The organism is Micromonospora sp. ZG13, assembly GCF_059359355.1.
In genome coordinates, this window is sequence record NZ_JCADBQ010000014.1 from 56,101 (window position 1) to 81,985 (window position 25,885).

The 25,885-nt window shown below is 74.7% G+C and carries 18 protein-coding genes; 8 read left to right on the forward strand and 10 right to left on the reverse strand.

What is annotated here, in order from left to right; all coding sequences use genetic code 11:
• Positions 1 to 5: 5 nt before the first annotated feature.
• From AC5L34_RS23885 to AC5L34_RS23900, 4 genes are read left to right on the forward strand one after another with little or no spacing between them, the layout of a single operon-like run.
• Positions 6 to 869 (forward strand): hypothetical protein, encoded by an 864-nt coding sequence (locus AC5L34_RS23885; RefSeq protein ID WP_441176979.1) that lies wholly within the window; start codon positions 6 to 8, stop codon positions 867 to 869.
• Positions 866 to 3,040 (forward strand): serine/threonine-protein kinase, encoded by a 2,175-nt coding sequence (locus tag AC5L34_RS23890; RefSeq protein WP_494827052.1) that lies wholly within the window; start codon positions 866 to 868, stop codon positions 3,038 to 3,040. The genes AC5L34_RS23885 and AC5L34_RS23890 overlap by 4 nt, the downstream gene beginning before the upstream one ends.
• Before the next feature lie 35 nt (positions 3,041 to 3,075).
• The gene (locus AC5L34_RS23895; RefSeq protein ID WP_494827053.1) at positions 3,076 to 4,518 is read left to right on the forward strand and encodes a VWA domain-containing protein; all 1,443 of its coding nucleotides are present in this window, start codon (positions 3,076 to 3,078) and stop codon (positions 4,516 to 4,518) included.
• Between the two features lie 6 nt (positions 4,519 to 4,524).
• Positions 4,525 to 6,261: a hypothetical protein gene (locus AC5L34_RS23900; RefSeq protein WP_494827055.1), complete on the forward strand. Its 1,737-nt coding sequence runs from the start codon at positions 4,525 to 4,527 to the stop codon at positions 6,259 to 6,261.
• A 99-nt stretch (positions 6,262 to 6,360) separates the two neighbouring features.
• Here the strand turns inward: AC5L34_RS23900 and AC5L34_RS23905 are convergent, their stop codons facing one another.
• The 5 genes from AC5L34_RS23905 to AC5L34_RS23925 form a co-directional block, all read right to left on the reverse strand.
• Positions 6,361 to 6,741: a VOC family protein gene (locus AC5L34_RS23905; RefSeq protein WP_101409440.1), complete on the reverse strand. Its 381-nt coding sequence runs from the start codon at positions 6,739 to 6,741 to the stop codon at positions 6,361 to 6,363.
• Between the two features lie 19 nt (positions 6,742 to 6,760).
• On the reverse strand, positions 6,761 to 7,006 hold the full coding sequence (locus AC5L34_RS23910) for a DUF5988 family protein (protein ID WP_101409439.1): 246 nt from the start codon (positions 7,004 to 7,006) through the stop codon (positions 6,761 to 6,763).
• 253 nt (positions 7,007 to 7,259) lie between these two features.
• Positions 7,260 to 7,997, reverse strand: a complete 738-nt coding sequence (locus AC5L34_RS23915; protein WP_494827057.1) for an ABC transporter permease — start codon at positions 7,995 to 7,997, stop codon at positions 7,260 to 7,262.
• Complete coding sequence (locus AC5L34_RS23920) at positions 7,994 to 8,935, reverse strand: ABC transporter ATP-binding protein (protein WP_101409437.1); 942 nt, start codon at positions 8,933 to 8,935, stop codon at positions 7,994 to 7,996. Before AC5L34_RS23920 ends, AC5L34_RS23915 begins: the two co-directional genes overlap by 4 nt.
• A 343-nt stretch (positions 8,936 to 9,278) precedes the next feature.
• A complete protein-coding gene (locus tag AC5L34_RS23925) occupies positions 9,279 to 9,953 on the reverse strand; it encodes an HAD-IA family hydrolase (RefSeq protein ID WP_441176984.1) in 675 nt (224 codons plus the stop codon).
• 223 nt (positions 9,954 to 10,176) lie between these two features.
• Here AC5L34_RS23925 and AC5L34_RS23930 point away from each other — a divergent pair, with 223 nt between their 5' ends.
• Positions 10,177 to 11,586, forward strand: coding sequence for an acyl-CoA synthetase (locus AC5L34_RS23930; RefSeq protein ID WP_441176985.1), 1,410 nt, complete (start codon positions 10,177 to 10,179; stop codon positions 11,584 to 11,586).
• Here the strand turns inward: AC5L34_RS23930 and AC5L34_RS23935 are convergent.
• Entirely contained in the window at positions 11,583 to 12,245 is a 663-nt protein-coding gene (locus tag AC5L34_RS23935; RefSeq protein WP_494827059.1) for a 4'-phosphopantetheinyl transferase family protein, read from the reverse strand. The two genes, AC5L34_RS23930 and AC5L34_RS23935, sit on opposite strands and share 4 nt — an antisense overlap.
• Positions 12,246 to 12,417: 172 nt before the next feature.
• On the opposite strand from AC5L34_RS23935, the gene AC5L34_RS23940 reads away from it, so the two are divergent.
• Positions 12,418 to 12,891 (forward strand): cold-shock protein, encoded by a 474-nt coding sequence (locus AC5L34_RS23940; RefSeq protein ID WP_358168420.1) that lies wholly within the window; start codon positions 12,418 to 12,420, stop codon positions 12,889 to 12,891.
• A 43-nt stretch (positions 12,892 to 12,934) separates the two neighbouring features.
• Here the strand turns inward: AC5L34_RS23940 and AC5L34_RS23945 are convergent, their stop codons facing one another.
• Positions 12,935 to 14,314: an AMP-binding protein gene (locus tag AC5L34_RS23945; RefSeq protein ID WP_494827061.1), complete on the reverse strand. Its 1,380-nt coding sequence runs from the start codon at positions 14,312 to 14,314 to the stop codon at positions 12,935 to 12,937.
• 1,394 nt (positions 14,315 to 15,708) lie between these two features.
• On the opposite strand from AC5L34_RS23945, the gene AC5L34_RS23950 reads away from it, so the two are divergent.
• Entirely contained in the window at positions 15,709 to 18,564 is a 2,856-nt protein-coding gene (locus AC5L34_RS23950; RefSeq protein ID WP_494827063.1) for an AAA family ATPase, read from the forward strand.
• Positions 18,565 to 19,320: 756 nt separating this feature from the next.
• Positions 19,321 to 22,131: a helix-turn-helix transcriptional regulator gene (locus AC5L34_RS23955; RefSeq protein ID WP_441176989.1), complete on the forward strand. Its 2,811-nt coding sequence runs from the start codon at positions 19,321 to 19,323 to the stop codon at positions 22,129 to 22,131.
• Between the two features lie 66 nt (positions 22,132 to 22,197).
• On the opposite strand, the gene AC5L34_RS23960 is transcribed toward AC5L34_RS23955, so the two are convergent.
• The 3 genes from AC5L34_RS23960 to AC5L34_RS23970 form a co-directional block, all read right to left on the reverse strand.
• Positions 22,198 to 23,601: a glycosyltransferase gene (locus tag AC5L34_RS23960; protein WP_494827064.1), complete on the reverse strand. Its 1,404-nt coding sequence runs from the start codon at positions 23,599 to 23,601 to the stop codon at positions 22,198 to 22,200.
• A 375-nt stretch (positions 23,602 to 23,976) separates the two neighbouring features.
• Positions 23,977 to 24,816 (reverse strand): ABC transporter permease, encoded by an 840-nt coding sequence (locus AC5L34_RS23965; protein WP_089000778.1) that lies wholly within the window; start codon positions 24,814 to 24,816, stop codon positions 23,977 to 23,979.
• Complete coding sequence (locus AC5L34_RS23970) at positions 24,813 to 25,865, reverse strand: ABC transporter ATP-binding protein (protein WP_441176991.1); 1,053 nt, start codon at positions 25,863 to 25,865, stop codon at positions 24,813 to 24,815. The genes AC5L34_RS23965 and AC5L34_RS23970 overlap by 4 nt, the downstream gene beginning before the upstream one ends.
• Between the last annotated feature and the right edge of the window lie 20 nt (positions 25,866 to 25,885).

The following is a 25,885-nucleotide window of genomic DNA, read 5'->3' on the forward strand; positions in this document are numbered from 1 at the left end:
TGGCCGTGCGCGAACGCCTCGACGCCGCCCTGGCCGCGCACGCCTGGGTCTGCGAGCACCTGCTCGACGTGCAGCAGCTGGTCACGGACGCCTTCCGGCAGCCCGACGGCCCGGCCGCCGCGCCCGCCCAGGAGGCCCGGGGCCTGCTGCACCGGCTCGGCTGCCTGTCGCTGGCCCTCGACCGGCTCGTGGACGACCTCGACGGCGTCGAGGAGCCGACGGGCGCGGGCGCTCAGGTGCTGGCCCGGCTGCTGGCCGACCCGTGCCAGGTCCGGTTCACCGCGGCCACCGGCGAGCCGGTGACCGTGGAGGCGATGAGCGTCCAGGAGATCCTGGTCGCGGCCCGCGAGCACGTGGCCCGGATCCGCCGGATCGTCGACGCGCACGGCCGGGACCGGCTGACGGTCCGGGCGCAGCGGCTGCGCTCCTCGGTCGAGCGGCTGCGGCGGCTCGCGGCGGAGGCCGCCGCCGAGGGGCTGGGCGACGGGACGGACCCGGTGGCGGCGCTCGCGGTCGACGCGCTGCTCGACCGGCTCGGCGCCGCCGAGGCGGCGGGCCGGGGCCAGTGGTGGCGCGGCGACGTCCAGCCGGAACGCGACGACGGGTCGCTGGGGGCCGCCGTCGACCGGGCGGTGGAGCGGACCGACACCGCGCGGCGCCGACTGCGCCGCGGCTGCCACGCGGAGCTGACCGGGCGGCTGGAGGCGTACCGGCAGAAGGCCGCCGACGAGGGCCGGGCCGAGCACCCGCAGGTCGAGCGTGCCTACCGGGAGGCGCTGGCCGCGCTGCGACCCGACGCCTTCGCGCTGACCGACGCGAGCCGGGCGGTGCGGGCCTACCAGCGGGCCGTGAACGGGGGTACGCGATGACGGTGAACCGCGACTGCGCGCAACGCAACTGCCCCGGCGCCGTCGACGAGGACGGGTTCTGCCGGCTGTGGGGCCACGAGTGCCTCGGCGCGGGCGGGGCCGACGTGGGTGGCGCGGCGGTCCGGCCGCCCGTGGCCGATCCGCGACCGCCCCGGACGACGTCGCGGCCGTGGGAGCGACCGGCCGTGCTGCCGACCGCGCGGCCCCACGACCCCCTGACGGCGGTGGTGTCGCAGGCGGTGGTGCCCGAGCACTCCCGCTACTGCGGCAACACGAGATGCCACCGGCACCGCGGTCCCCGGCTGCCCCGGGTCGCCGGGTTCTGCCCCGACTGCGGCACCCGCTACTCCTTCACCCCGCCGCTGGCCGACGGTGACCTGCGCGCCGAGCGCTACCGGATCGAGGGCTGCCTGGGCAACGGCGGCGTCGGGTGGGTGTTCCTCGCCCGCGACGAGGACATGGACGGCGCCTGGCGGGTGCTGAAGGGACAGCGCAACCCGGAGGACCGGGAGGCCGTCGCGGCGTTCGTCGCCGAGCGGCAGGCGCTGATCGCGCTGAACCACCCGAGGATCGTCACCATCACCCACGCGCTGCGGCCCGAGTCCGACCGCGACGGCGGCTACCTGGTGATGGAGTACGTCAACGGTGGCACCCTGGAGGAGGCGCGCAGCACGGCCGGACCGGGCGGCGGGTCCTGCGCCGTGGACGTGGCGCAGGCGCTGGGGTACGCCGTGCAGATCCTCGACGCCTTCGAGTACCTGCACGACCAGGGCTGGCTGTACTGCGACCTGAAGCCCGAGAACGTGATGCGCGTCGGCGGCCAGGGCACCAACGACCCGATCAAGCTGGTCGACTTCGGCGCGGCCCGCCGCATCGACAACACGGTCAGCCCGGCGTGGGGCACGGTGGGCTACACGGCGCCGGAGGTGGAGCGGCTCGGGCCGGCCGGTCCCAGCGTGCGGTCGGACCTCTACACCGTGGGGCGTACCCTCGCCGCGCTGACCCTGGTGCCCCGCTCCACCGAGGTGACCCGGATCCCGCCGGGTGCGGACCTGCTGCGGCTGCCCGTTCCCGCGCGGCTCGACCCGTTCCTGCGGCTGCTCGCCCGCGCCACCGCCGCCGAGCCGGAGGACAGGTTCGCCTCGGCGGCCGAGATGCGCGAGCAGGTCCGGGGCGTACGCCGGCAGGTCGGCTCCGCCACCGACGGCGTGCCCCGGCCGACCCGCTCCACCCTGTTCAGCCCGTCCACGTGCGCGTTCGCGCTGCACACCGACCGCGCCGCCCTCGACGTCGTGGAGATCATGCTCGGCCTGCCCGTACCCCTGGTCGACGGCACCGACCCGGCCGCCGGGTTCCTCGCCTCGCTCGGCGCCGCCGACCCGGCCGAACTCATCGAGCTGCTGAAGACCGCGCCGCAGCGGACCGCACAGGTCACCTACCGCGCCGTACGGGCGCACCTCGCCGCCGGACGGGTGGCCGAGGCGGGCCCGCTGCTCGCCGACTTCCCCGAGGACCTGCGGGACTGGGCGCTGTGGTGGCACCGCGGCCTGGTGGCCCTGGTGGGGCGGGACACCGCCACCGCCCGACGCCGCTTCGAGCAGGTCTACGGCTGGCTGCCCGGCGAGGTGTCCACCCGGCTCGCGTACGCGGTGGCCTGCGAACTCGACGGCGACCCGCGGACGGCCGCCGACCACTACCGGGGGGTGTGGGACGCCGACCCGGGCGTGGTGGGTGCGGCGTTCGGGCTGGCCCGCTGCCTGCTGGCGACGGCCGACGCGCGCAGCGCGGCCGACGCCCTGCTGCGGGTGCCGGAGTCCTCCCGTGCCTCGACGGTGGCGGTTACCTGCGCGGTGCGGATCCTGCTCGACGCGCCGGACGACGGGCGCCGGCTCGACGCCGCGCTCGACGCCGCCGCGATCGTCGACAAGCTGCCCCCGTTCGGCGAACGCGAGGAGGTGGAGGCGCACATCCTGCGGATCGCGCTGGACTGCGACCTGACTGAGGGACGCCACGACGACCGGCGGCTGTTCGGTCACCGGCTCGACGAGGGCGCCCTGCGCCGCGCGTTCGAGCGCCGGTGCCGCTCCCGCGCCCGACGCACCGCCGACCGGCGGGAGCGGATCGCGCTCGTCGAGCTGGCCAACGCGTACCGGCCGGTGACGTGGTGGTGACCCCGGCCGCCGGCCCCGACGGAAAGAGGTCCCCCGTGAACGACCTGCCGCTGCGGCTGCGCGTGCACCACACCGAGTGCGTCCCCGCCGACGGGGCGGTGCTCGACGTCGTCGCCACCGTCCGGGGCGAGGAACCGGCCCACCCGGACGTCCGGCACGGCGACCTGGCCGAGGTGATCCTGCTCGACTCGTCGGGCTCGATGGGGGCGCCGCAGGCCAAGATGCGCGCCGCCCGGCAGGCCACCCTGGCGGCCGTCGACGCCCTGCCGGACGGGGTGGCGTTCGCGGTGGTGTCCGGCACCGGGCACGCCACCATGGTCTACCCGGGCGACCGGCGGCTGGCGGTAGCCGACGAGAGCACCCGCGCCGCCGCCCGCAGGGCGCTGCGGCACGTCACCCCGCACGGCGGCACGGCCATCGGCACGTGGCTGCTGCTGGCCCGCCAGCTGCTGGCGACGCGACCGGACGCGATCGGGCACGTCATCCTGCTCACGGACGGGCGCAACGAATCCCAGCGCCCCGCCGACCTGCGGGCTGCGGTGGACGACTGCGTGGGCCGGTTCACCGTCGACTGCCGCGCCATCGGCTCCGCCGACGGCGTACACGACTGGGACGCGGCGGAGCTGCTGGGCATCGCGGAGGCGCTCGGCGCCAACCCCGTCGTGCCGGTGGAGGACCTCACCGGGCTCGCCGACGACTTCCGGGCGGTGCTGGGCCGGGCGATGTCCCGGCGGGTCCCCGACGTGCGGCTGCGCGTACGCACCACCGGGCTGGCCCGGGTCCGCTTCGTCAAGCAGGTGCACCCGGCGCTCGCCGACCTGAGCGGGCGCGGCGAGCCGGCCGGCGAGCTGTCCACCGACTACCCCGTCGGCGCGTGGAGCCCGCACGACCAGCGCGACTACCACGTCGCCCTGGAGGTCGACGCGATGGCGCCCGGGGCGCGGCGGCGCGTCGGCTGGTTGAGCGTGCACGCCGGTGCCGACGCCGCGCCCGTCGAGGCGCCGCTCACCGTGGAGTGGACCGAGGACGCCCTGCGGTACTCGGAGATCAACGAGAGCGTGGCGTACTACACCCGCCAGCAGGACTACGCGGCGGCGGTCCAGCGGGGGCTGTCGGCCGCCCGGGCGGGGCGGGTGCCGGAGGCCGAGGAGCACCTCGGGCGCGCGGTGGCGCTCGCCCACGCCACGGGCCGCGACGACGACGTCGCCCTGCTCGCCCGCGTCGTGGACGTCCTGGACGCCGCCGGGGGCCGGGTCCGGCTCAAGCCCGACGTCGACGTTCGCCTCACCCAGTCCTCCCTGGTGGTGGCCCACCAGACGTCGCGGTGGGGGCCGCAGGAGCCGCCGGCGCAGCGGGCCGCGCCGACCGGCCCGCCCGCCCCGTGGCGGCACTGCGACGAGGAGCAGACCGGCGCGTACTGCGAGGGGTGCGGCGCGCACCACCTGTCGGCCGACCGGCCCGGCGCCGGCCGGTCCTGAGCGCCGATGGACCTGGACGTCTCCGACAAGGTCGCCAGCGTCGTCAGCGGCACGGTGGCGCTCGCCACCGCGCTCGCCACCGCGGGCGTCGCCCTGCACCGCCACGCCCGGGGCCGGCGCGGCTGGTGGGCCTCGCTGCGCCCGGTCTGGCGCGGCGAGGCGGACGCCGGCATCGTCCATCCGCACCGCTTCGGGGGCTACGTCAAGCCGTTGTCCGAGGTGTACGTGCCGCGCCGGGCGGTGCCGCGGCTCACGCCGTCCGGCGACGGCGTGGACGTCGCGGACCTGCTCACCGGCGGCGGCAACGTGCTGCTGATCGGGGAGCCGGGCAGTGGCAAGACGGCGCTCGTACGCTACGAGAGCGCCCGGTCGGCGCGGCGGTGGCTGGCCGGGCGCGGCCGGCGGCGGCGCTGTCCGCCCGGGCCGGTGCTGGTGAGCCTGCCGGCGTCCGCCCTGGTGCACCAGCCGCTGCCCGCCGCGCTCGCCGAGGCGTACCCCGGGGAGGGCGCGCCGATCGACGTCGAGCGACCACCCGTCCCCGGCCGGCGGTGGCTGGTCTGCGTCGACGCGCTGGACGCCGTCGCCGACCCGGACGAGCGGGCCGTCGTCCTCAACCGCCTCGCGGAGCTGGCCCGCTCCCCCGGCCCGGCCGGTGCGCCGCGGCCCTGGCGGCTCCTGGTGACCACCCGGCACCTGGCCGAGGACGAGCTGGCCGTGCTGGGCGACGGCTACCCGGCGTACCACCTCGCGCACTTCACCGACGCCGACGTGGCGTTGCTGGCGGCCCGCTGGTTCCCCGACGGCGACGCCGCCCGCAGGTTCCTGGACTGGACGCACGCGCAGCGCATCACCGACCCGGTGCACAATCCGCTCACCGCCACCATCGCGGTGCTGGTCTGGGAGGGTGGGCAGGCGGGGGCGGCCACGCAGCCCGGCCCGGCCGCCCTGCTCGACGAGTTCGTCCGCGCCCTGCTGCGCGGCGGCCGGGACAGCCTCGACGCCGCCTGCGAGGCGCTGCGCCGCCACCCGGCCGGGGGCGAGGCGGTCGCCGCCTGGTTGGACACCCGGCACACGGATCTGGTCGAGGTGGCGGCCACCGCCGCCGTCGCCGGGGGCGATCCGGTGGCGGCGGTCGTCGACTGGTCGGCGGCGCACGCCCCGGCTCCCCCCGCGACGGTGCTGCCCGACTGGCCCGCGCGCGTACGCCAGATCCTGCTCGCCACCGATCTCTTCCGTGCCGACCGGCACGCCCTGACCTCGGTCTGGCCCAGCCTGGTGGAGTACCTGGCGGCCGGGCCGCTCGCCCGCGACTGGCGGCCGGACGAGTGGGTGACGCTGATGAACACGGGCTCGGCGCGGTTCGTGGCGTTGCAGGCGATCAGCCGGGCGGCCGTCGCGCCGGCCTTCCTGCGCGCCCGGCTGACGCGACCCGACGGGGCGATCGCCGCGGGGCACCTGCTCGCCGGCCGGGGCACCGCCGGGGCCGGCACGCCGTCGTTCCGGGCGGACGTGCTGGCGGCGCTGCTCGCCCACTGGTCCGCCGGCCCGGACGGTCCTGCCGGCCGCGACGGCGCGCGGGAGTGCTTCTCGTTGTTGACGACGCTGGCGGCGGAGCGGGCCGACCGGGACCTGCTGCACGGGATCGCCACGGACCCGCGCCGCCCGGGGGACGTCCGCCGGGCCGCGGCGCTCTTCTTCGCCGTACGCACCCGCAACGCCCACCGGGCGCGGGTGCGGGGGTGAGGTCGGCGCGGGGGACGGTGCCAGCGAGCAGGGCCCGCGCTAGGTGCGCGGGCCCTGTCACGGTCTCGGCCCACCGCGGCGGCGGGCGTGGAAGCTCGCCTACGCCGCCCGCTGCGGACCCACGACGGCCCAGCACAGGCCGGCGGGATCGCGGAGCGTCACCTGGCGCGACGGGTCCGCCGGCGTCTCGACGCGGGCACCGGCGGCCACCGCCCGCCGCAGCACCGACTCGGGGTCCGTCCGCTCGATGGTCAGCACGTCGTCACGGCTCTCCACCGCCGACGCCGTGCCCGCCTCGTACCACTCGCTGACGGTCAGACGGTGGCCGCCGACGGCCAGCTCCGCGTGCAGGACGCGCCCGTCGAGCAGACACTCCCGTTGGATCGCGACGGCGTCGAAGACGTCCGTGTAGAAGGCGATGGCTTCGTTCGTGTCGCTGACCGTCAGGTGCGGCCCCGGCCGGTGGTCCTGTGCCCTCATGAGACTGCTGCGCCCTTCCCTACTCGGCGATCCGGGTCCGGCCGGTCCAGCGGAAGACCACCGGAAGGTCGAGCGCCCCCGGGGCGGCGCCCCGTTCGAAGTGCTCGTACCCGCCGTAGTGCAGGACCTTGATCTTCTCCTCCGCCCTGGCCACCCGGCGGCTGCGCAGATCCGCCGGCAGGTCGACGGGGCCGCCCTCCAGGACGACGTCGATGACGCCGGCGGCGTCCCGGGTGACCGGATCAGCTTGCGAAACGTCCTTCATGGCACGACCTCCGTCGCATTCCGCACACCTTGGACGGGCCGCCGCGTGGTGCGGCGGCGTCCACACAGGTCTGACGACACCCGTTGCCGGGTGAACGGACGCTTCGCGGTCGAACGTCCTTGTCCGGTCACCGGCCGCCCGTTCTGCTCCGAACGTAATCCAGATCACATTCGCCCGACACCCTTAGGTCACCCCTAGGAACGGCCCTGGGCAGCGACGATGTCCCCCGTACCGACCACGACGGTGCGGGGGATCACTCCCAGCGGAAGAACCGGGTGGCCGCTACGGAACCGACCACGGCCGTCACCGCCAGGGCGATCAGCTGCGGCAGCTCCGGGTTCGCGCCCGCCCACGCCGCGCCGAGGGTGTCCACCGTGGCGCCCAGCGGCGAGTAGTCGGCGATGGCGGCCAGGGCGGCCGGCATCCGGTCGCGCGGCAGCCAGGCGCCGGCCAGGAAGAGCAGCGGGAAGAACAGCGCCGGGCCGATGGACTGCGCCGCCCTGGCCGACGGCGCGAGCGCCGCGATCAGCAGGCCGACGGCGAAGAGGCACGCCACCCCGAGCAGGAAGGCCAGCACGAACCCGGGCAGGTTGGCCGGTGCCGGCTGGTCCAGCAGGAACCGTACGGCGATCGCGGTGACCACCGCGCCGAGGACGCCCATCACCAGGTTGACCACCACCTGGGCCACCAGCAGGAGGCTGGGCTGCACCGGGGTGGTCGCCAGGCGGCGCAGCACTCGGCGCTCCCGGTAGATGCCGAGCGCCATCGGCAGGGTGAAGAGCGCGAGCATGCCGATGGTGAGGGCCAGAGCGAGCGACGGCAGGAAGGTCTGCTCGGCGTGCTGCCCGGTGTCGGCGGCCGTACCGGCGCGCTGCGGCAGCCCGAAGACGAGCATCAGGCCGATCGGCAGGGCGAAGACGAAGAACAACGACACCGGTTCCCGCAGGAACAGCTTCGTCTCGACGGCGATCAGCTTGGCCAGGGCGCTCACGACGACCTCCCGTCGGTCGGGGACTGCGCGGCGGTCCGGCCCGAGCGGCCGGTGAGGGAGACGAACGCGTCGTCGAGGGTGGGTTGCTCGACCCGCAGCGCGTCGTAGCCGATCCCGCGCCCGTTGAGCACGGACATGACCGCCTGGAGCACGTCCTTCGTGCCGGTCACCGTCACCTCGTCGCGGTAGCGCGACACCCCCGTCACGTCGGGCGACGCGAGCAGCAGGGCGTCCTCGACGGGCTCGGCGGGACGGAAGTGCACCCGGTGCTCGGAGCCGACCCGGGTGAGCAGGCCGGCGGGGCTGTCGATGGCCACCACCCGCCCCTTGTCGATGATCGCGAGCCGGTCGCAGAGGCGTTGCGCCTCCTCCATGAAGTGGGTGACCAGCACGACGGTGACGCCCCGGTCGCGGATCCGTTCGACCAGGTCCCAGGTGTCCCGGCGGCCCTGCGGGTCCAGGCCGGTGGTCAGCTCGTCGAGGATGGCGACCTCCGGCCTGCCGACCAGCGCCAGGGCCACCGACAGGCGCTGCTTCTGCCCGCCCGAGAGCTTCTGGAAGTACGTGTTGCGCTGCTCGGCCAGGCCGAGGTCCGTCAGCAGCTCGTCGATGTCGGCCCGGTTGCGGTAGAAGGACCGGTACAGGTCCAGCGCCTCCCACACCCGCACCTTGTCGGGCAGCTGGCTCTCCTGGAGCTGGGCGCCGACGCGCTGCCGCACCTCGGTGCGGTCGCGGATCGGGTCGAGCCCGAGCACCCGGATGGTGCCGCCGTCGGCGCGGCGCAGGCCCTGCACGCACTCGACCGTGGTCGTCTTGCCGGCCCCGTTCGGGCCGAGCACGCCGAAGATCTCGCCCTGTTCCACCGTGAAGGAGACGTCGTCGACCGCGATCTTCTCGCCGTACCGTTTCTGCAGATGATCGACTTCGATGACCGGCATGGGGGGTGGTCCTCCTTCACGTGCGGGTTGCCGTCGAGAAGGGCGGGACCCCTCGGCTGATCGCGGCGTCGGCTTGCGGGAACGGGCCGGTGCCGGCCGGCACCAGGCCGACCGACGCCCGACATCATCCGGCCAACCGATGCGCCAATCAACTGATCAGTTGACAAATCGGGGGTGTCCGACCGGGAACCGGCGCGGGACAGGGGTACCGGCCGCGCACGCGCCCCGGAGGCAGGGGTGCCGACCGGTTACCGCAGGTGTCCGGTCGGCGCGGGCCCGTCACCGCCGGCCGGACGCGGGAATCGGGACACGCGGCGTCCAGACCCGGTCCGTGCGGGGCCGGTCACCGCCGGGCCGGGCAGATCGGCAGCAGCTCGTCGAGCCGGGTCAGGACGACGTCCGGGCCGGCGGCGCGCAGGGTCTCCTCGTCGGACTCGCCCCACAACGCGGCGACCGCCATCACGCCGGCCGCCCGCGCGCTGGCCAGGTCGCTGGGCGCGTCGCCGACCATCAGCGCCTCGCCCGGGCGGGCCCCGAGCAGGCGCAGCGCCCGCCGCACGATGTCGGGCGCGGGCTTCGGCCGGGGCACCTCGTCCGAGCCCACCACGTGGTCGACGAGCGGCAGCAGGTCGAGCCGGCCGAGCAGGTCCCGGGCGCGGACTCCGCTGCGGCCGGTGGCCACGGCCAGCCCGATCCCCCGCCGACGCAGCGTGCCGAGCAGCTCCGGCACCCCCTCGACCGGGGTGACGCGGTGCGCGAGGCGGTTGCTCTCCCGCACGAACGGCCCGGCCAGCGCCGCCGGCAGGCCCATCAGCTCCAGCACCTCCGGCAGGTACCGGCCGGGGTGGCGGCAGTACTCCTCGACCGGGGCCACGCCGTCGCCGACCACCTCGGCGTACGCGAGGGCGAACGCCTCCCGGGCCACGGCGAGGCTGTCGACCAGCACCCCGTCGAGGTCGAGCACGACGGCCCGCACGCCGTCGGGTGCCGCCGCCCACGGTGTCGCGTCCACGGCCACCGGTGCCACCTCCCGTCCGACGCCGCCCGCGCCCGTAGGGGTGGCAGGCCCCGGGGAGCCCCGACTACGGTCAGGACGTCGTCCCGGGCCCGCCGGCGCGGCGTACGCGCCCGGATCCGCCGGCGTCGCACCGACCCTACCGGCGTCCGGGGCGCCCGTCGTCCGGTGCCGGCGCGGCAGGCCGCGCCGGCCCGGGTCCGAGCCGCTGGAGAGGGATCGCACCATGCCGCTGCTGAGCTGGCTGACGAAGGGCACCGACGAACGCCCGGGCGCCGTCCGGGTCGACGACCGCGCGGTGTCCTGGGTGGAGCTGCGCCGCCTGGCCGCCGCGGTGGCCGACGAGCTGCACGGCGTCGACCGGGTCGCCATCGAGGCCACCGCGACCCTGGAGACAGTGGTCGGAGTGGTCGGCGCGCTCACCGCCGGAGCGGCGGTCGTACCGGTCCCGCCGGACGCCGGTCCGATGGAGCGCGACCACATCCTGCGCGACTCGGGGTCGACGGCGCTGCTGGTCCCGGCCGGCGCGGCGCGCGGCGCCGAGGGCGCTGGCCGGACGGTCGTGTCCGTCGACCTGACCCGCCGGTCGGACACCGTCCACCCGGAACCGGACCCGGCCCGCACCGCGGTGATCCTCTACACCAGCGGCACCACCGGCGCCCCGAAGGGCGCCGTGATCTCCCGCCGCGCGGTCGCCGCCTGCCTGGACGGGCTGGCCGACGCCTGGGCGTGGACGCCGGACGACCTGCTGGTGCACGGCCTGCCGCTGTTCCACGTGCACGGGCTGGTGCTCGGCGTGCTCGGGCCGCTGCGGCTGGGCAGCGGGCTGCACCACGTGGGCCGCCCGCGTCCCGACCGGTACGCCGCCGCCACCGGCTCGATGTACTTCGGCGTGCCGACCGTCTGGTCCCGCATCGCCGCCGACCCGGACGCGGCACGGGCGCTGCGCCCGGCGCGGCTGCTCGTCTCGGGCAGCGCGGCGCTGCCGGCCGCCGTCTTCGCGGACCTCGCCGCCCTCACCGGCCACCGGGTCGTCGAGCGGTACGGGATGACCGAGACCCTGATCACGGTGAGCGCCCGGGCGGACGGCCCGCGTCGGCCGGGCACCGTCGGGCTGCCGCTGCCGGGGGTGCGTACGCGGCTCGTCGACGACGACGGCGCCGTCCTGCCCGCCGACGGGGCGGCCATGGGCGAGCTCCAGGTCGCCGGCCCCACCCTGTTCGACGGCTACCTCAACCGCCCGGACGCCGACGCGGCCAGCCGCACCCCGGACGGCTGGTTCCGCACCGGGGACGTCGCCACCGTCGACCCGGACGGCTGGCACCGGATCGTCGGCCGGGCGTCCACCGACCTGATCAAGAGCGGCGGCTACCGGATCGGCGCCGGCGAGGTGGAGGACGCCCTCCTGGCGCACCCCGGTGTCCGCGAGGCCGCCGTGGTGGGCGTCCCGCACCCCGACCTCGGCCAGCAGGTCACCGCGTACGTGGTGGGCGACGGGGTGGACGGCGCCGAGCTGATCGACTTCGTGGCCCGGCACCTGTCGGCGCACAAGCGGCCACGCGAGGTACGCCTGGTCGACGCGCTGCCCCGCAACGCCCTCGGCAAGGTGCAGAAGAGCAGGCTGACGGCGGGCTAGGGGCGCGCGGCCGGGATGCTGATCGCGGTGGCGAGCAGTCCCCGCTCGACGAGGAACCTGCCGGCGAAGGCCGTCACCGGGGTCCCGCCGAGCACGGGGCCGGGCACCAGCAGCCGGGCCTCGAACGTGCCGGCCGGATCGATCACGATGTCCGCCTCGGAGAAGTCCAGCCACCGGCCGGTGAGCGGGAACCACGCCTTGTACACCGACTCCTTCGCGCTGAACAGCAGGCGGTCCCAGCAGACGGTGGGGCGGGCCGCCGACAGCGCGACGGTGCGCGTCCGCTCCGCCGGCAGGGCGATCGCGTCGAGCACCCCCTCGGGCAGCGGCGCGTGCGGCTCGGCGTCCACGCCGAGGGTGGCGAACGCCGACGTACGGCCGAGGACCGCCGCCCGGTAGCCGTCGCAGTGCGTCATGCTGCCGACCACCCCGCCCGGCCAGACCGGGGCGCCCCGGGCGCCGGAGATGATCGGCGCCGGGTCGAACCCCAGCTCACCGAGGGCCAGCCGGGCGCAGTGCCGCACGGTCGTGAACTCCCGGCGGCGCTTCTCCACCGACCGGGCCACCAGCGCCTCCTCCTCGGGGAACAGGGTCAGGCCGGTGGGGTCAGTGAAGGCTTCGGCCACCGCCACGGCGGGAGGCAGGATCTGCTCGATCACGTCCGCCGATGCTAGGCGGTGCGGCGACCCTCGCCGCCCCGGCGTCGGCGGTACGGTGCACCATAGGGGTCGGGTACGGGTGCCGGGCCGCGCAGGTGGCTGCCAGTCTGGGGCGGCCCCGGTCCCACGGGCGGGGCACGCGGATTTTGGGTCGGACGGATGCGGGAAAGCGATGCTCACTGGCAAGGTGGTGCGGTTCGACGAGGTGCGGGGCTACGGGTTCATCGCCCCGGACGACGGCAGCGACGACGTGTTCGTGCACGCGAACATGCTGGACGGCGACAAGTGGGCGTTGACGCCCGGCGTCCCGGTGGAGTATGAGGCGGTGGGGACCGACCGCGGCCCCAAGGCCGTGCTGGTGCGGGTGGTCGGCGCGGTCGCGGAGCGCAACGGGACGGCCGGCGCGGTGGCGCCCTCCCGGGCCGGCGTGGCGGTCACCGGCGCGCGCGGCAGGGACAGCGGACACGCCGCCGGCGGGGCCGAGGACGACGAGGGCCTCTGCGACGTGCTCTCCGAGCGGGCCTTCTACGCCGAGACCACCGAGGCGCTGGTGACGTCCGTGTCGGATCTGACCGGGGCGCAGATCGTGGCCGTACGCGCCCGCATGCTGGACCTCGCCCGGCGGCACGGCTGGGTGGAGGGCTGACCGCGGCGGCCGACGGGGTGGACGCCCGCCCGACGCGGTCGGCTCAGCCGGCGGCGATCAGCAGGGACTTCCTGATCCGGCCGTGCGCGCTGCGCGGCAGCTCGTCGACGAAGTGCACCCGCCGGGGTCGTTGACAGGCCGAGAGGTACCGGCCGACGTGGTCGATGAGCATCTGCGCGGTCAGCCCCTCCGCGACGACGTACGCGGTGACCTGCTCGCCGAGCGCGTGGTGCGGCGTGCCGACGACGGCCGCCTCCCGGACCCCGGGATGGCTCAGCAGCGCCTCCTCGATCTGCCCGGCGTGCATCCGCCGGCCCCGGCTGTGCACCACGTCGAGCCCGCACCGCCCGATGATCCGGTACGAGCCGTCGGCGGCCACGCTGGCCAGGTCGCCGGTGGCGTGCCAGCGCCCGGCCGGAAAGCCCTGGCCGGCCCCGACGTAGCCGCTGAACAGCGTCGGGCCGCAGACGCTCAGCTCGCCGACCGACTCACCGTCGGCCGGCACCGGCCGGGCCTCGCGGTCCAGCACCCGGGTCTGCACGCCGGGCAGGGGGGTGCCGACGCCACCGGCGGCGGTGCGGTCGTCGGCCCGCCCGGTCAGGGCGATGAGCGTCTCCGTGGTGCCGTACGCCTGCACCGGTGAGTGCGAGGTCAGCAGCCGGAGGCGCTCGGCCACGGCGGAGGGCAGGGGGGCGTCGGCGGAGATCAGGACGCGCGCCGCGGCCAGCGACCGGGCCCACCGGCTGTTCAGTGCGATCCTCGCCCACTGTTCGGGCATCGCCAGGTACATGGTGCCGACCGGTCCCGCGGCGGCGTGGCGGTCGAGGTGGACGAAGCGGCTGCCGACCCGCAGCGCGCCGAGCAGGCCGACGACCAGGCCGTACGCCCGGAAGAGCGGCGCGCCCTGGACCACCACGTCGTCCTCGCACCACCGCCACGCCTGGGTCAGCAGGTCGAGGTCGGCGGCGATGGCGCGACGCGAGATGCGTACGCCGCGCGGCGGCCCGCCGGCGCCGCCGGTGTAGAGGATGACCGCGTCGGTGCCGGGCGACGGCTCGGGGTGCCGCGTCGACGAGCGCTGGCGCAGGTCGACCGGGACCGTGGGCAGCCGGTGGGTGTCGGGCAGGTCCCGGCCGAGGAACAGTGTCGCCCCGGACTGCCGAAGGATGCGGCGCCGCTCGCGCTCGTCGGCATCGGGCGGCAGCGGCACGAGCGGGACGCCCGCGTGGAGGGCGCCGAGCATGCCGACCACCGTCTCCAGGGTCGGCGTGCCGTCGACCGCGACGGCATCCGCGCCCCGGATCCGGTCGGCGACGGCGGTGACGCAGCCGAGCAGGGCCTCGCTGGAGAGCGTACGGTCGGCCACCCGCACCGCGTCGGCCCGATCCGCGCCGAATCCCCGCAGCGCCGGCAGCAGTGTCATCTCCGCTATCCCCTGCGGAGGGCGTCAACGAGTCGCGGCAGCGGCTGGGACATCACGACGGCCACAGAGCCCTTCAGGTCATGGGACCGGCACGGCCCCATATCCGGCTATCCCGATGTTGGAAACGGGTGCCCCGAAATTAGGCCGGGCAATCGTCCGGCACAACCCCTAGCCACCGCGCCCCGGTCCCCTGCCGGGGCCGACGGCCCAGGTAGGACAGGATTTCGCTCCGGCTCCGGGGACGGCCGGAGCGGCCACCCTTTCCGGCCTCCGCCACTATGGACGGACTACGGTGCCGCAGCATCTGCGGACATTGAATAACAGAATCGGCCGCGACCTCTCCGGGCAACACCCCGAACATGGCATGACATTGACGTCTATCATTCATACTCAAACACTTTCCGGTAGCGGCCCCGCACCGGCGCCCCCCATCGGGGACCCTGGGCCGCATAATTCTTTTTTAACAACATAATCGTTGAATTTCCCAAACGTCCGAATCGGCGGCCGCCCGCGCGACTCGCGGCACACCCGATCCACCACCCCACCCCCCGGCAGTCCGCGGTCGCACTTCGGGGCACCCGATGCTTCACTCCGCAACAATTTCGGGAATCCTCGCCAATTTCGGCCGCCAGACCCGGGCGGAACGTCCCGGCGGCGGGCCGGCCCGGCGGAGCCGACACGCCGGCGGCAGCCGCCCGGACGTGCGACGCACCCGCCCCGGGCCGGGCGCGCACCCCGGGCGCCGGCCGCACCAACCCTGAGTTGAGCAGCACCTACGCGCTGGCCTCGGCAGTTGCGTCCCAGTGACCGGGACCGGGATCGCCGACCTCATCGACACTGCACGATTCCCCATGTCGACGGGCGGACAGCTCGCGGCCGCGCCGGGGCGGCGGGCGACGCCGCAAACCGGACACACCTAGCACGCGAAACCGCGCCGGCCAATCGCCGAGCGGGCCAGAAAGGCGCAACCAATGGGTCACGAGAGCGCTCTGTCACGTTGCGACGCCACCCGGCGACTTTCCGTTGTCGACCGACGCCGAAGGCGCGCTCGGGCCGGCGCTGGCCCGCAACCGATGTTTGCCCATCCTTTACAAACCTTGGCTTGCCGCCCAATTGCCGAACTGCCATACTCCCACCATCACGGTGGTCGATAGGGGGAGGCCGACCCGAGAGGCTGGGGAATTATCGCCGAGGTCGACAAGGGCGCGACTCGAAGTCGCCGGCCGGTCAAGTCGATCGATGTTTGCCAGCCATGTTCGATGGTCGTCTATATTTGCTAATAATGGATTGGGTCAAGAATTGCCGGTCTCCGATTTCGTCGAGCTCCCGGGCCGCGCAGGTCGGGCGGCCCGTTCGGTGACCGCGGACCGCGCGCTCCCTCGGAGGCCACGGCGATGGAGCTGACCGAGCGGTCGTGCCAGCTGAGCCTGCTGGAAGGCCGGCTCGCGGACCTGTTCCGGGGTGGGAACGCGTCGACGAACCGGACGGTGACCGTGCTGACCGGTCCGGTCGGCGTCGGTAAGACCACGCTGTTGCAGACCTTCGCCCGGCGGGCCTGTGACTCCGGAGCACGCGTCCTCGGCGCGAGTGCGTCCCGCGCCGAACGCACCGTGCCGCTGGAAGTCGTCCGACAACTCGTCCGGGCGGCGCCGTTGAGCGGGGCCGGCACCCCGGACACCCTGGCCCGGCTGGAGCGGCTGCTGGACGAGGGCGCCCTCGCCTGGGCGGACGCCGACGACACCGACGACGAGGGCACGGCTCTGACCACCGCCGCCATCGGTGGCGCCCTGCTCGAGATGACCACGCGGGAACCGCTGGTCATCGCCGTCGACGACGTCCACCACGCCGACGTGCCGTCGCTGCGCTGCCTCGACTACGTGGCCCGGAGGATCTCCGGCCTGCCCGTGCTGATCGTCCTGACCGAGGCGCCGCGTACCAGGCCGTGGCGGCCGGACGTGCACGCCGAACTGCTGCAACCCGCGAGGCTGCACCGCATCCGGCTGCCGCTGCTCAGCCCCGACGGCACGTTCCATCTGCTCGCCCAGCGGCTCGGCGTCCCGGTCGCCCGGACCATCGCCGCGGAGAGCCACCGGATCAGCGGGGGCAATCCCCTGCTGCTCCAGGCGCTCGCCGAGGACCAGGCCGTGGCACCCCGCCCCGCCGACCACCCCGCCGTCGGCGAGTCGTTCCGGGAGGCGGTGCTGAGCTGCCTGTACCGCTGCGACCATCTGGTGCTCAACGCCGCCCGGGTGCTCGCCGTGACCGGCGAACCGCTGCACGGCAACCTGCTGCCGCAACTCGTCGACGCCCGGTCGCGGGCCGCGCTGGGCGCGATCGACGACTCGACCAGTGCCGGGCTGATCACCGAGCAGGGGTTGCGCCACCCGGCGGTCAGCCAGGCGGTGATCGACGGGACGACCGCCGAGGAACGCGCACGGCTGCACCTGGAGGCGGCCTGCCTGCTGCACGACGACGGCGCGGCGCCGGCCCGGGTCGCGCCGCACCTGGTCGGGATCGACGAGCTGGCCGAGCCCTGGATGGCGCAGACCCTGCTGGACGCCGGCGAGCAGGCGCTGCTCGACGGCGAGGTGGAGACCGCCCTGCGGTACCTGCGCCGTGCGCACCGGGGCTGCGCCGGCGAATGCCTGCGGGCCCGGATCCGTTCCGCGCTGGCCCGTGCCGAGTGGCGGCTCGACCCGCAGGCCGCGCTCCCCCACCTCATCGGCGTCGTCAGCGCCATCCGTGCCGGGCACCTCGGCAGCCAGCAGGCCGCCGGCCCCATCCAGTACCTCCTCTGGCACGGTGAGATCGAGGAGGCCGCCGCGCTGGTCAACCACCTCAGCGAACGGGCGGACAGCGCCGACCCGCGGTCCGCCGCCGAACTGCTCATCATCACGGGCTGGATGTCGACCCTCTACCCCGGCGTGATGGTCGACCGTCCCGCCCCCACCACGGCCGCACGGGACCCCCTGACGCTGGCCAAGGTCAAGCGCGGGGTCGAGGGGGCCACCCTGTTGTCGGCCGTCCTCGACCGTGGTGACGTCGGCGCGGTCGAGCAGGCCGAGCGGACGCTGTCGACCACCGGGCTCGACGACGAACGCAACATGTGGACCGCCGTCTGCGCCCTCATCGCCATCATCTACGCGGATCGCCTGGACCTCGCCGACGACTGGTGCGACCGGCTGGGCCGCGATCCCGCCGCCCCGCGCTACCCCACCCCGTCGGCCATGCTCACGGCCCTGCGGGCGACCGTCGCCGGACGCCTCGGCGACCTCTCCCGAGCCGACAAGCTGGCCGACGAGGCGCTGGGGCAGCTCTCGCCCAAGGGCTGGGGCGTGGTGATCGGGATACCGCTGGCGGTGCGGATCCGGGCCCTCACCTTCATGGACCAGCTCGACGCGGCGGCGGCCTGCCTCCAGACGCCGGTCCCGCCGGCGATGTTCGAGACGCCGATCGGGCTGCACTATCTGCAGGCCCGCGGAATGCACGCCCTCGCCGCGGGCAGCCCGGAGGCCGCACTGGCCGACTTCCAGCTCTGCGGGCAGCTCATGAACCGCTGGCGGCTCGACTTCTCCGGCCTCATCCCCTGGCGCACCGAGTCCGCCCGGGCGTTGCTGCGGATGGGCCGCCGTCAACAGGCCAGCCGGCTGGTCCGCGACGAGTTGGCCCGGCTGCGGCCCGTCCACGTCCGGTACCGGGCCGCCGCCCTGCGGGTCCTGGCCGCCACCGAGGACGGGCCGGACCGGATCCCGCACCTGCGCAGCGCCGTGCGGCTGTTGCGGCAGTGCGGCGACCGGATGGAGCTGGCGCACAACCTGGCCGACCTCGGCCACGCCTACCAGCAGGCCGGCGACCGGCGGCAGGCCCGCGTGGCGTCGCGCTCGGCCCGGGAACTCGCCGAGGAGTGCGGCATCCCGATGCTGCGGTTCGGCATCTCCGCCAGGAGCGGCGCGGCCGAGGGCCGCCGCGACACGACGGTCGTGGTGCACGGGCTGACCGACGCGGAGTCCAAGGTGGCGGCCCTGGTCGCCCAGGGCCACACCAACCGCGAGATCGCCGAGAAGCTCTTCCTGACGGTCAGCGCGATCGAGCAGCGGCTGACCCGCATCTACCGGAAGCTGGACGTCAACTCACGCAGCGAGCTGGCCAGCCGGCTGCGGATGAGCCGGCCCGGCGCGACGCTGCTGGATCCGCCGCCGCGCGGCTCGCTCGACCCGGAGCGCCGGCCTCCCGGCCCTCGGCTGCGCTGAGGCACCCCGGCGTTCGACCCCGGCCGTCGGCCTGACACCGCGGCGGCCACCGTCGCCGGCTGCCCAAAGCTGCGACCCAGACCGTCGGCTCGACGCCGCGGCCCTCACCGTCGGTCCGGCGCCGCGGCACTCACCGTCGGCCGCCGCTGACCCTCCACACCGGACTGTCGGTCGTCGCCGATCGTTCACCGTGGATCGGGTCGGCGTTCACCTGCCGTTCATCCCTGGCGCCGTCGGCGCGTACGCCCTTCTGCCGGCGCCTGACGCCCGGCCGGGCGACGCCCGACAGCCTTCGCCGCGACCGTCGCCGCGCGTCCACCTCCCACCACTGTCCGTGCCGACGGGGGTGCGTGGGGAAGCCCGGTGTGACACCATCAGGCTGCACACCCGACACCAGCCCCTCACGGAGTGTCCACCTCCCCCGTCGGGCCGGCGCCGACACCCCTCAGTGCGATTCGCGCAACCCCTATATGCGTTCGAGAGCCGCAGGTTTGTGCGCGAAACGGTGGGGTCCCGCGCCCGTTGTCGCACACCCGCGCCGGTGCCAGACTCGCCTGAACACGCGGACCGTACGGCGAAAACCCCGGTCCGGCGAAAGATTTCCAGGTCCACCCGGCACGGCGGCCCGGTGCGCTCCACCCCTACCCGGCACACGCGGGTGCAGGGGCGGCTGTCCGGCAAGGGGGAGGCGGCGTCGACAGCACCGGGGTTCCCGGTCCGTCGCCGCGTACGAGAAGGGCTGACACGCTGGTGTTGGTGCAGCAAGAGGAACAGACGACCCGTCTCCGGCGCGCGTTCCGGGCCTGTGAGGACCAGCAGCGCGGCCACGTCGCGCTGGTCACCGGCGCCGTGGGAAGCGGCAAGACGAGCCTGCTGGAGTCGTTCAGCGAGTGGGCGGCGGGCGCCGGCGGACAGGTGATGAGCGCCGCGGGCTCCCGGGCGGAGCGCGGGCTGCACCTGGGGGTCGTCGGCCAACTGTTCCACAGTGCACGGCTCGCGCCGCAGGAGGCGGCCCGGATCGAGAAGCTGATGCGGGACGCCACCTTCGCCGTACCGCTGCCCGAGCCCGGCGGCGAGGCGGCCGACGGCGACCGGGCCTGGGCGCCGCTGCTGCACGGGCTCTTCGCCGCCCTGCTCGACCTGACCAACGCCGGTCCCCTGGTCCTCGCCGTCGACGACGTGCACCACGCGGACCCGGCCTCGCTGCACTGCCTCCTCTACGTGGCCCGCCGGCTGCGCCACGCCCGCATCATGCTCGTGCTCGCCGAGGCGTCGACGCTGCGTCCGCCGCACCCGCTGTTCCGGGCCGAACTGCTCAGCCAGCCGCACTTCTCCCGGATCGGCCTGCCGCCGCTGACCGTGGAGGCGGTCGCCCGGCTCGCCGGCGGCGACGCCGACGACGCCGACGCCCGCAGGACGGCGGAGCGGTGCGTACGGATGACCGGCGGCAACCCGCTGCTCACCCGGGCGCTGCTCGAGGAGCGGGCCGGCGGCGGGCTGAGCGACGACTACGGCCAGGCCGTCGGTGACGCGTTCGACCAGGCCGTGCTCGGTTGTCTCTACCGGCACGAGCCGGGCGTACGCCGAGTGGCCCAGGCACTGGCGGTGCTCAACCGGCCGGCGCCGGTCGACCTGCTCGGTCACCTCCTCGACGTGGTGCCCGAGTCCACGGTCCCGGCGGTGCGGGTGTTGCGTACCTCGGGGTTGATGGAGTCCGACGAGCTGCGCCACCCGCGCATCCTGCGCTCGATCCTGGGCGACATGTCGGCCGACGAACGGCGCAGCCTGCACCAGCGGGCCGCCGAGGTGCTGCACGAGCACGGCGCGGAGCCGAGCGTGGTGGCCGAGCACCTGGTGGCCGCCGGCACGGCGGGTGCCCCCTGGATGGTGCCCGTGCTCCAGGACGCCGCCGGGCACGCGTTGGCGTCGGGCCGGCCCGACGTGGCCGCCGCCTGCCTGCGGCTGGTCTCCCGGGCGTCGGTGGACGAGCAGCAGCGGACCGCCACCACCGAGATGCTGGTCAGCGCGCGTTGGCAGATCAACCCGTTGACGGTGAACGGGCAGCTGACCGAGCTCGTGGAGACGGCACGGGCCGCCGGCTGGTCCACCGACGCGGGCCTGTCCGCCGTGCCCTACCTGCTCTGGCAGGGCCGGGTGGACGAGGCCACCGAGGCGGTCACGGCCTTCCCGTCCGACGAGGAGAACGGCTCCCTGCCCGGTCGCCTGCGGATGATGCAGCTGCTGGTCTCGCTCTCCCACCCGGACCACCTGGCCAGCGTGCGGGAGACCCCGAGCACCTGGAGCCGGGCGGCGAGCGCGCCGACCGCGATCAGCCCGCTGCTCCAGGCGGTGACGGTGCTCGGCACCGCGCTGACGCCGGCCGCGGACAACGACACCGTGGCGACCGCCGAGCAGCTCCTCCAGCGCCACCACACGGACGACGGGGCGCTGGGCCTGCTGACCGCTCCCCTGCTCGCGCTGCTCTGGACGGGTCGCTCCGACCGGGCCGCGGTCTGGGGGGACGTGCTGCTCGGCCGGCCGGCGGCCCAGCACGCGCCGGGGTGGCGGGCCGTCATCCGGGCGATCCGGGCGGAGGCGGCGCTGCGGATCGGCGACCTGCCCGGCGCCGAACACCACGCCCGCGCGGCCCTGGAGGACATGCCCGCCCCCGCCTGGGGGGTGGCGGTCGCCGGCCCGCTGGCCACGCTGGTCGCCTGCGCGACCGAGTCGGGCCGGTTCTCCGAGGCCGACCGGTGGCTCGCCCACCCGGTCCCGCCCGGCATGTTCCGCACCCCGCTGGGCCTGCACTACCTGGCCGCCCGCGCCCGGCACCACCTCGCCGTACGGCGGCCGCACGCCGCCACCACCGACCTGCGGCGCTGCGGCGAACTCATGCGCGCCTGGGGCATCGACGCGGCCGGGCTGGTGCCGTGGCGGCTGGAGCTGGCCCGGGTGCAGCTCAGCGTCGGCAACAAGACGCAGGCCACGCAGCTTCTCCAGGAGCAGCTGCGGGTGCCGCACGGGGTCGACGACCGGACCCGGGGCCGCACGCTGCGCCTGCTCGCCACCACCGCCGCCCAGGACCACCGGCGCAAGCTGCTCTCCGAGGCGGTCAACCTGCTCCAGTCCAGCGGCGACCGGCTGGAACTCGTCCGGGCCCTCGGCGACACCGGCCAGACGTTGCAACGCGCCGGGGACTCGGCCCGCGCCCGCCTGCTCGTGCGGCGGGCCTACCAGCTCGCCCAGGACTGCGGGGCGTCGGTGCTGGCCCAGCGGCTGATCCGCCGGGAGCCGGGCAGCGGGCTGCCGGCGTACCCGGCCGCCGCCGAGTTGCAGGAGCCGGACGACGGTCTGAGCGACGCCGAACGCCGGGTCGCCGCGCTGGCCGCGCAGGGGCACACCAACCGGCAGATCTCCAGCAAGCTCTTCATCACGGTGAGCACGGTCGAGCAGCACCTGACCCGGGTCTACCGCAAGCTGGACGTCAAGCGCCGTACTGACCTGCCGTCCCGGCTCGTCGCGTACGCGGAGGCGTTGGCCGACGAGACCCAGGGCGCCGCGTCCTGACGGGCGTTGAAGGGGGCGCGGTGGCAGCAGACCACCGCGCCCCTTCGGCGTACGGCAGCCAGAAGCTCAGCCGACGGCCAGGCCGGCGGGCGGGCGGGCGGCCGCGGCGTCGCGGTGCCGCAGCACGAGGTCGGCGGCGGCGGTGACCCCGCCGGCCTGGCGCATCCGCCGGCTCCACAGCCGCGCCCGCGCCCGGAACGTCTCCTCGCCCAGCAGTCGTCCGAGCTTGGCCAGGACGTCCTCGACGTTCAGCGAATCGGCGCGCTCGACGGCGAGCGCCACCCCGCTGTCGACCGCCCGCACCGCGCCGTCGGGGCAGTCCAGCCAGAACGGCATCACCAGCTGCGGTACGGCGAAGTGGGCGGCCTCGTGGATGGCGTTGGCGGCGCCGTGGTTGAAGAAGACCCGCACCTGCGGGTGGGCCAGCACCCGCAGCTGCGACGGCAGCCACGCCTCCACCCGCAGGTTGGCCGGCAGCCGTCGCGCCGACGGGAGGAGGTGCCGTTGGCGTGCGGGCACCTTCCACAGCACGGCGTGTTCGGGCCCGAGCCGCTCGGCGACCTCGACGATCGCGTCCACCTGCCCCTGCGACAGTCGCATGATGGTGCCGAACCCGACGTAGACCACCGAGGGGTGCTCGTCGAGCCACCCCATCAGCTCGTCGTCGTCGGCCGGCGACAGCTCGCGGGGCACCACGGGGCCGAGCATCCGCAGCTTCTCCGGGGCGGTGGCGAACGGGTACTCGAAGCCGAACACCGTGTACGCCATGAGGGCCTCGGCGGCCTCGACGTAGCCCGCCGGGCGCATCTCCGGGTTGGGGATGCCGGCCGCCTTCCGGCTGGCCACGGCGGCGAGGCTGCGGCGGAGCCGCTGCGGCTCCATCAGCGCCCGCACCAGCCGGTTACGGAAGCCGGTGTTGGCCGCCTGCTGCCGGGGCGTCATCTGCTGCGGCAGTCCCGAGAACGGAGCGGGGTAGCGCGGCGGCAGCTGCTCCTGGAGGAAGTTGGACGGCGGCAGCGAGATGCTGACCACGTAGGGCAGCCGCCGCGTCTGTGCGGCGTCCATCGCCCAGCTGGCGAGGCTGTCGACCACGGCCACCGCCGGGCCGACCTCGTCGATGATGTCCAGGCAGCGGCGGTAGAGCTGCTGCACGTGGTCGTAGTCGGTGCTGACGTCGAGGTAGCGGGCGAAGCTGGTCGCACGGTCGCCGGTGGTCAGCGCCCGGTAGGTGGCGTCGTCCCAGGTGTCCGGTGACGACTGTGGCCGGGCCGGGCCGAGCGAGACGAAGGTGACCTCACCCGGCCCACGCAGCCCCTCGACGTCTGCCCGGCGATCCTCGGTCGACGCGAACCAGACGTTCCCGACTCCCCGGGCCTTCAACTCGCCCACGATGGTGAGCAACGGGTTGAACATCCCCGCGCTGTTGTAGGCGACGACCAGCACCGCTCGGTCGCGGTCGTTTCCGGTCATGTGCACCGTCCGCCACTCCTTCCCGCCTGTGCGGCGACCTGCGCCGTCCGACCCTGGAGTACGCCGCACCGGCGGGCTGTTCGTGGAGCCGGCCAGTCAGCGGCAGGGCCAGTCATCGATCTTTATCGATTCGGCGACGTTCGGCGGTCCCCTGACACAGGGCCGGTCACTCCGGGACAGTCGGGCCCAGGAACTACCGCCGTCTATGCAGCCTGCCACGGTTGGCGCGACGACGCTCGCGGAGAATGGGGTTTTCTGCCGATTGACGTGACGCCCGAAACCACGACGCCGATGGCCCGGGCCGCGTGAGCGGCCCGGGCCATCGGCGTTCGGGTGGTACGACGGACGGGAAGGTCTGGCGTCGGTCCTGGTCGGTCAGTCCATGGCGCGGCGCATGAAGCCACGCATGCCGATCGCCGAGAACACCACGAAGACCCCGGTGAGGACGCACATGCACAGCCAGAGCGGCAGCGACTCGACCCCGGGCGGGCCGACGAGCGACCGGGTCGCCTCGCTGATGTAGGTGAGCGGGTTGAGCGAGCAGATCACCTGGTACCAGCGCAGCGAGTCCAGGCCGAGCAGCGGGAACTGGGTCGCGCCGGTGAACATGATCGGGGTCATCACCACGGTGAACATGATCTGGATGTGCTGCGTCGGCACCAGCGTGCCGAAGGCGAGGCCGACCGCCGCACCGACCAGCGCGCCGATCGCCAACACCCCGACCACCTTGAGCACGACCGCCCAGGGCCAGGTGACACCGAGCATGAGCATGCCGACCGGGATCAGCACCACACCGGCGATCAGGCCGCGGATGCCACCGAAGACGATCTTCTCCAGGGCCACCAGCGGAATCGCCATGGGCGACAGGAGGCGGTCCTCGATCTCCCGGGTGAAGGAGAAGTCCATCATCATCGGCAGCGCGGTGTTCTCCAGCCCGATCAGGAAGGCGTTCAGCGCGATGACGCCGGGCAGCAGCACGTTGGAGAAGTCGTCGCTGGCATAGCCCAGATCGCTGAGCACCTTGCCGAAGATCAGCAGCATGAACAGCGGCTGGATGAAGACCTGGAGCAGGAAGCCGACCAGCTCACGGCCGGTGACGAACAGGTCCCGCGAGAGCACCGCGCGGAACGTGGCGAACTGGTCCAGCGCGCTCACCGGCGGCGGCGCCGCGGCCGACGAGGGCGCGGACGGGGGGGCGGGGGCGGCGACGCTCACCGAAGTTCCCTTCCGGTCAGGTGGATGAAGACATCTTCCAGGCTGGGCTGGCCGATGTTGAGGTCACGAACCTCGCAGCCCAGGTCGGCGAGGATCTTCATCGCCATCGGGATGGCGTTGGCCGGCTGACCGCTGGTGTAGACCCGGAAGGAGAGCGGGGCGTCCGGATCAACGGGCGCGTCGGGGGCCGGCGCGGGCATCGGCATCGCCGGCATGCCGGGGAACGCCGGCGCGGCGACGGGCGCCGGGGCGGTCATCTTGAAGTGCTCCACCTGCTCCACGTCCGGGATCGCGTCGAGCGCGGCCCGCACCTCCTCGGCGGGGGCGCCGGGGGTCACCACGAGGGTCAGGGTGCTGCTGCCCGGCAGCGTGCGGGTCAGCGCGGACGGGGTGTCCAGGGTGAGCAGCTTGCCGTGGTCGACGATGCCGACGCGGTCGCAGAGCTTCTCCGCCTCGTCCATGTCGTGCGTGGTGACCACCACGGTCACCCCGGCCCGCTTCAGCTCGGCGATCCGGTCGTGCACGAAGAGCCGGGACTGCGGGTCCAGGCCCGCGGACGGCTCGTCGAGGAAGAGCACCCGGGGCGAGTGCATCAGCGCGCGGGCGATCATCGTGCGCTGGGCGAGGCCGCCGGACAGGAAGTCGGTACGGTGGTTCGCGAAGTCCTTGAGCCCCATCTGATCCAGCAGCTCGTCCGCCCGCCGGATGCGCTCCGCCCGGGGCACGCGGTGGTACGCCGCGTGGAACAGCAGGTTCTGCCGGACGGTCAGCGCCCGGTCCAGGTTCACCCGCTGCGGTACGACCGCCAGCAACTGCCGCGCGACCGCGGGCGCGCCGATCACGTCGGCGCCGCACACCCGGGCCCGGCCCGAGGTGGCCCGCACCCGTGTGGTCAGCACCCCGATCGTCGTCGTCTTGCCGGCGCCGTTCGGCCCTAGCAGGCCGAAGACCTCACCGGCGCCGACGGAGAAACTCAGTCCGTCCACCGCCGGTGGCATGTTGGGCTGGTACCGCTTGACCAGCTCCGTGACCACCACTGCCTCGTCCACGTCGTCATGCTCCGTCCTGA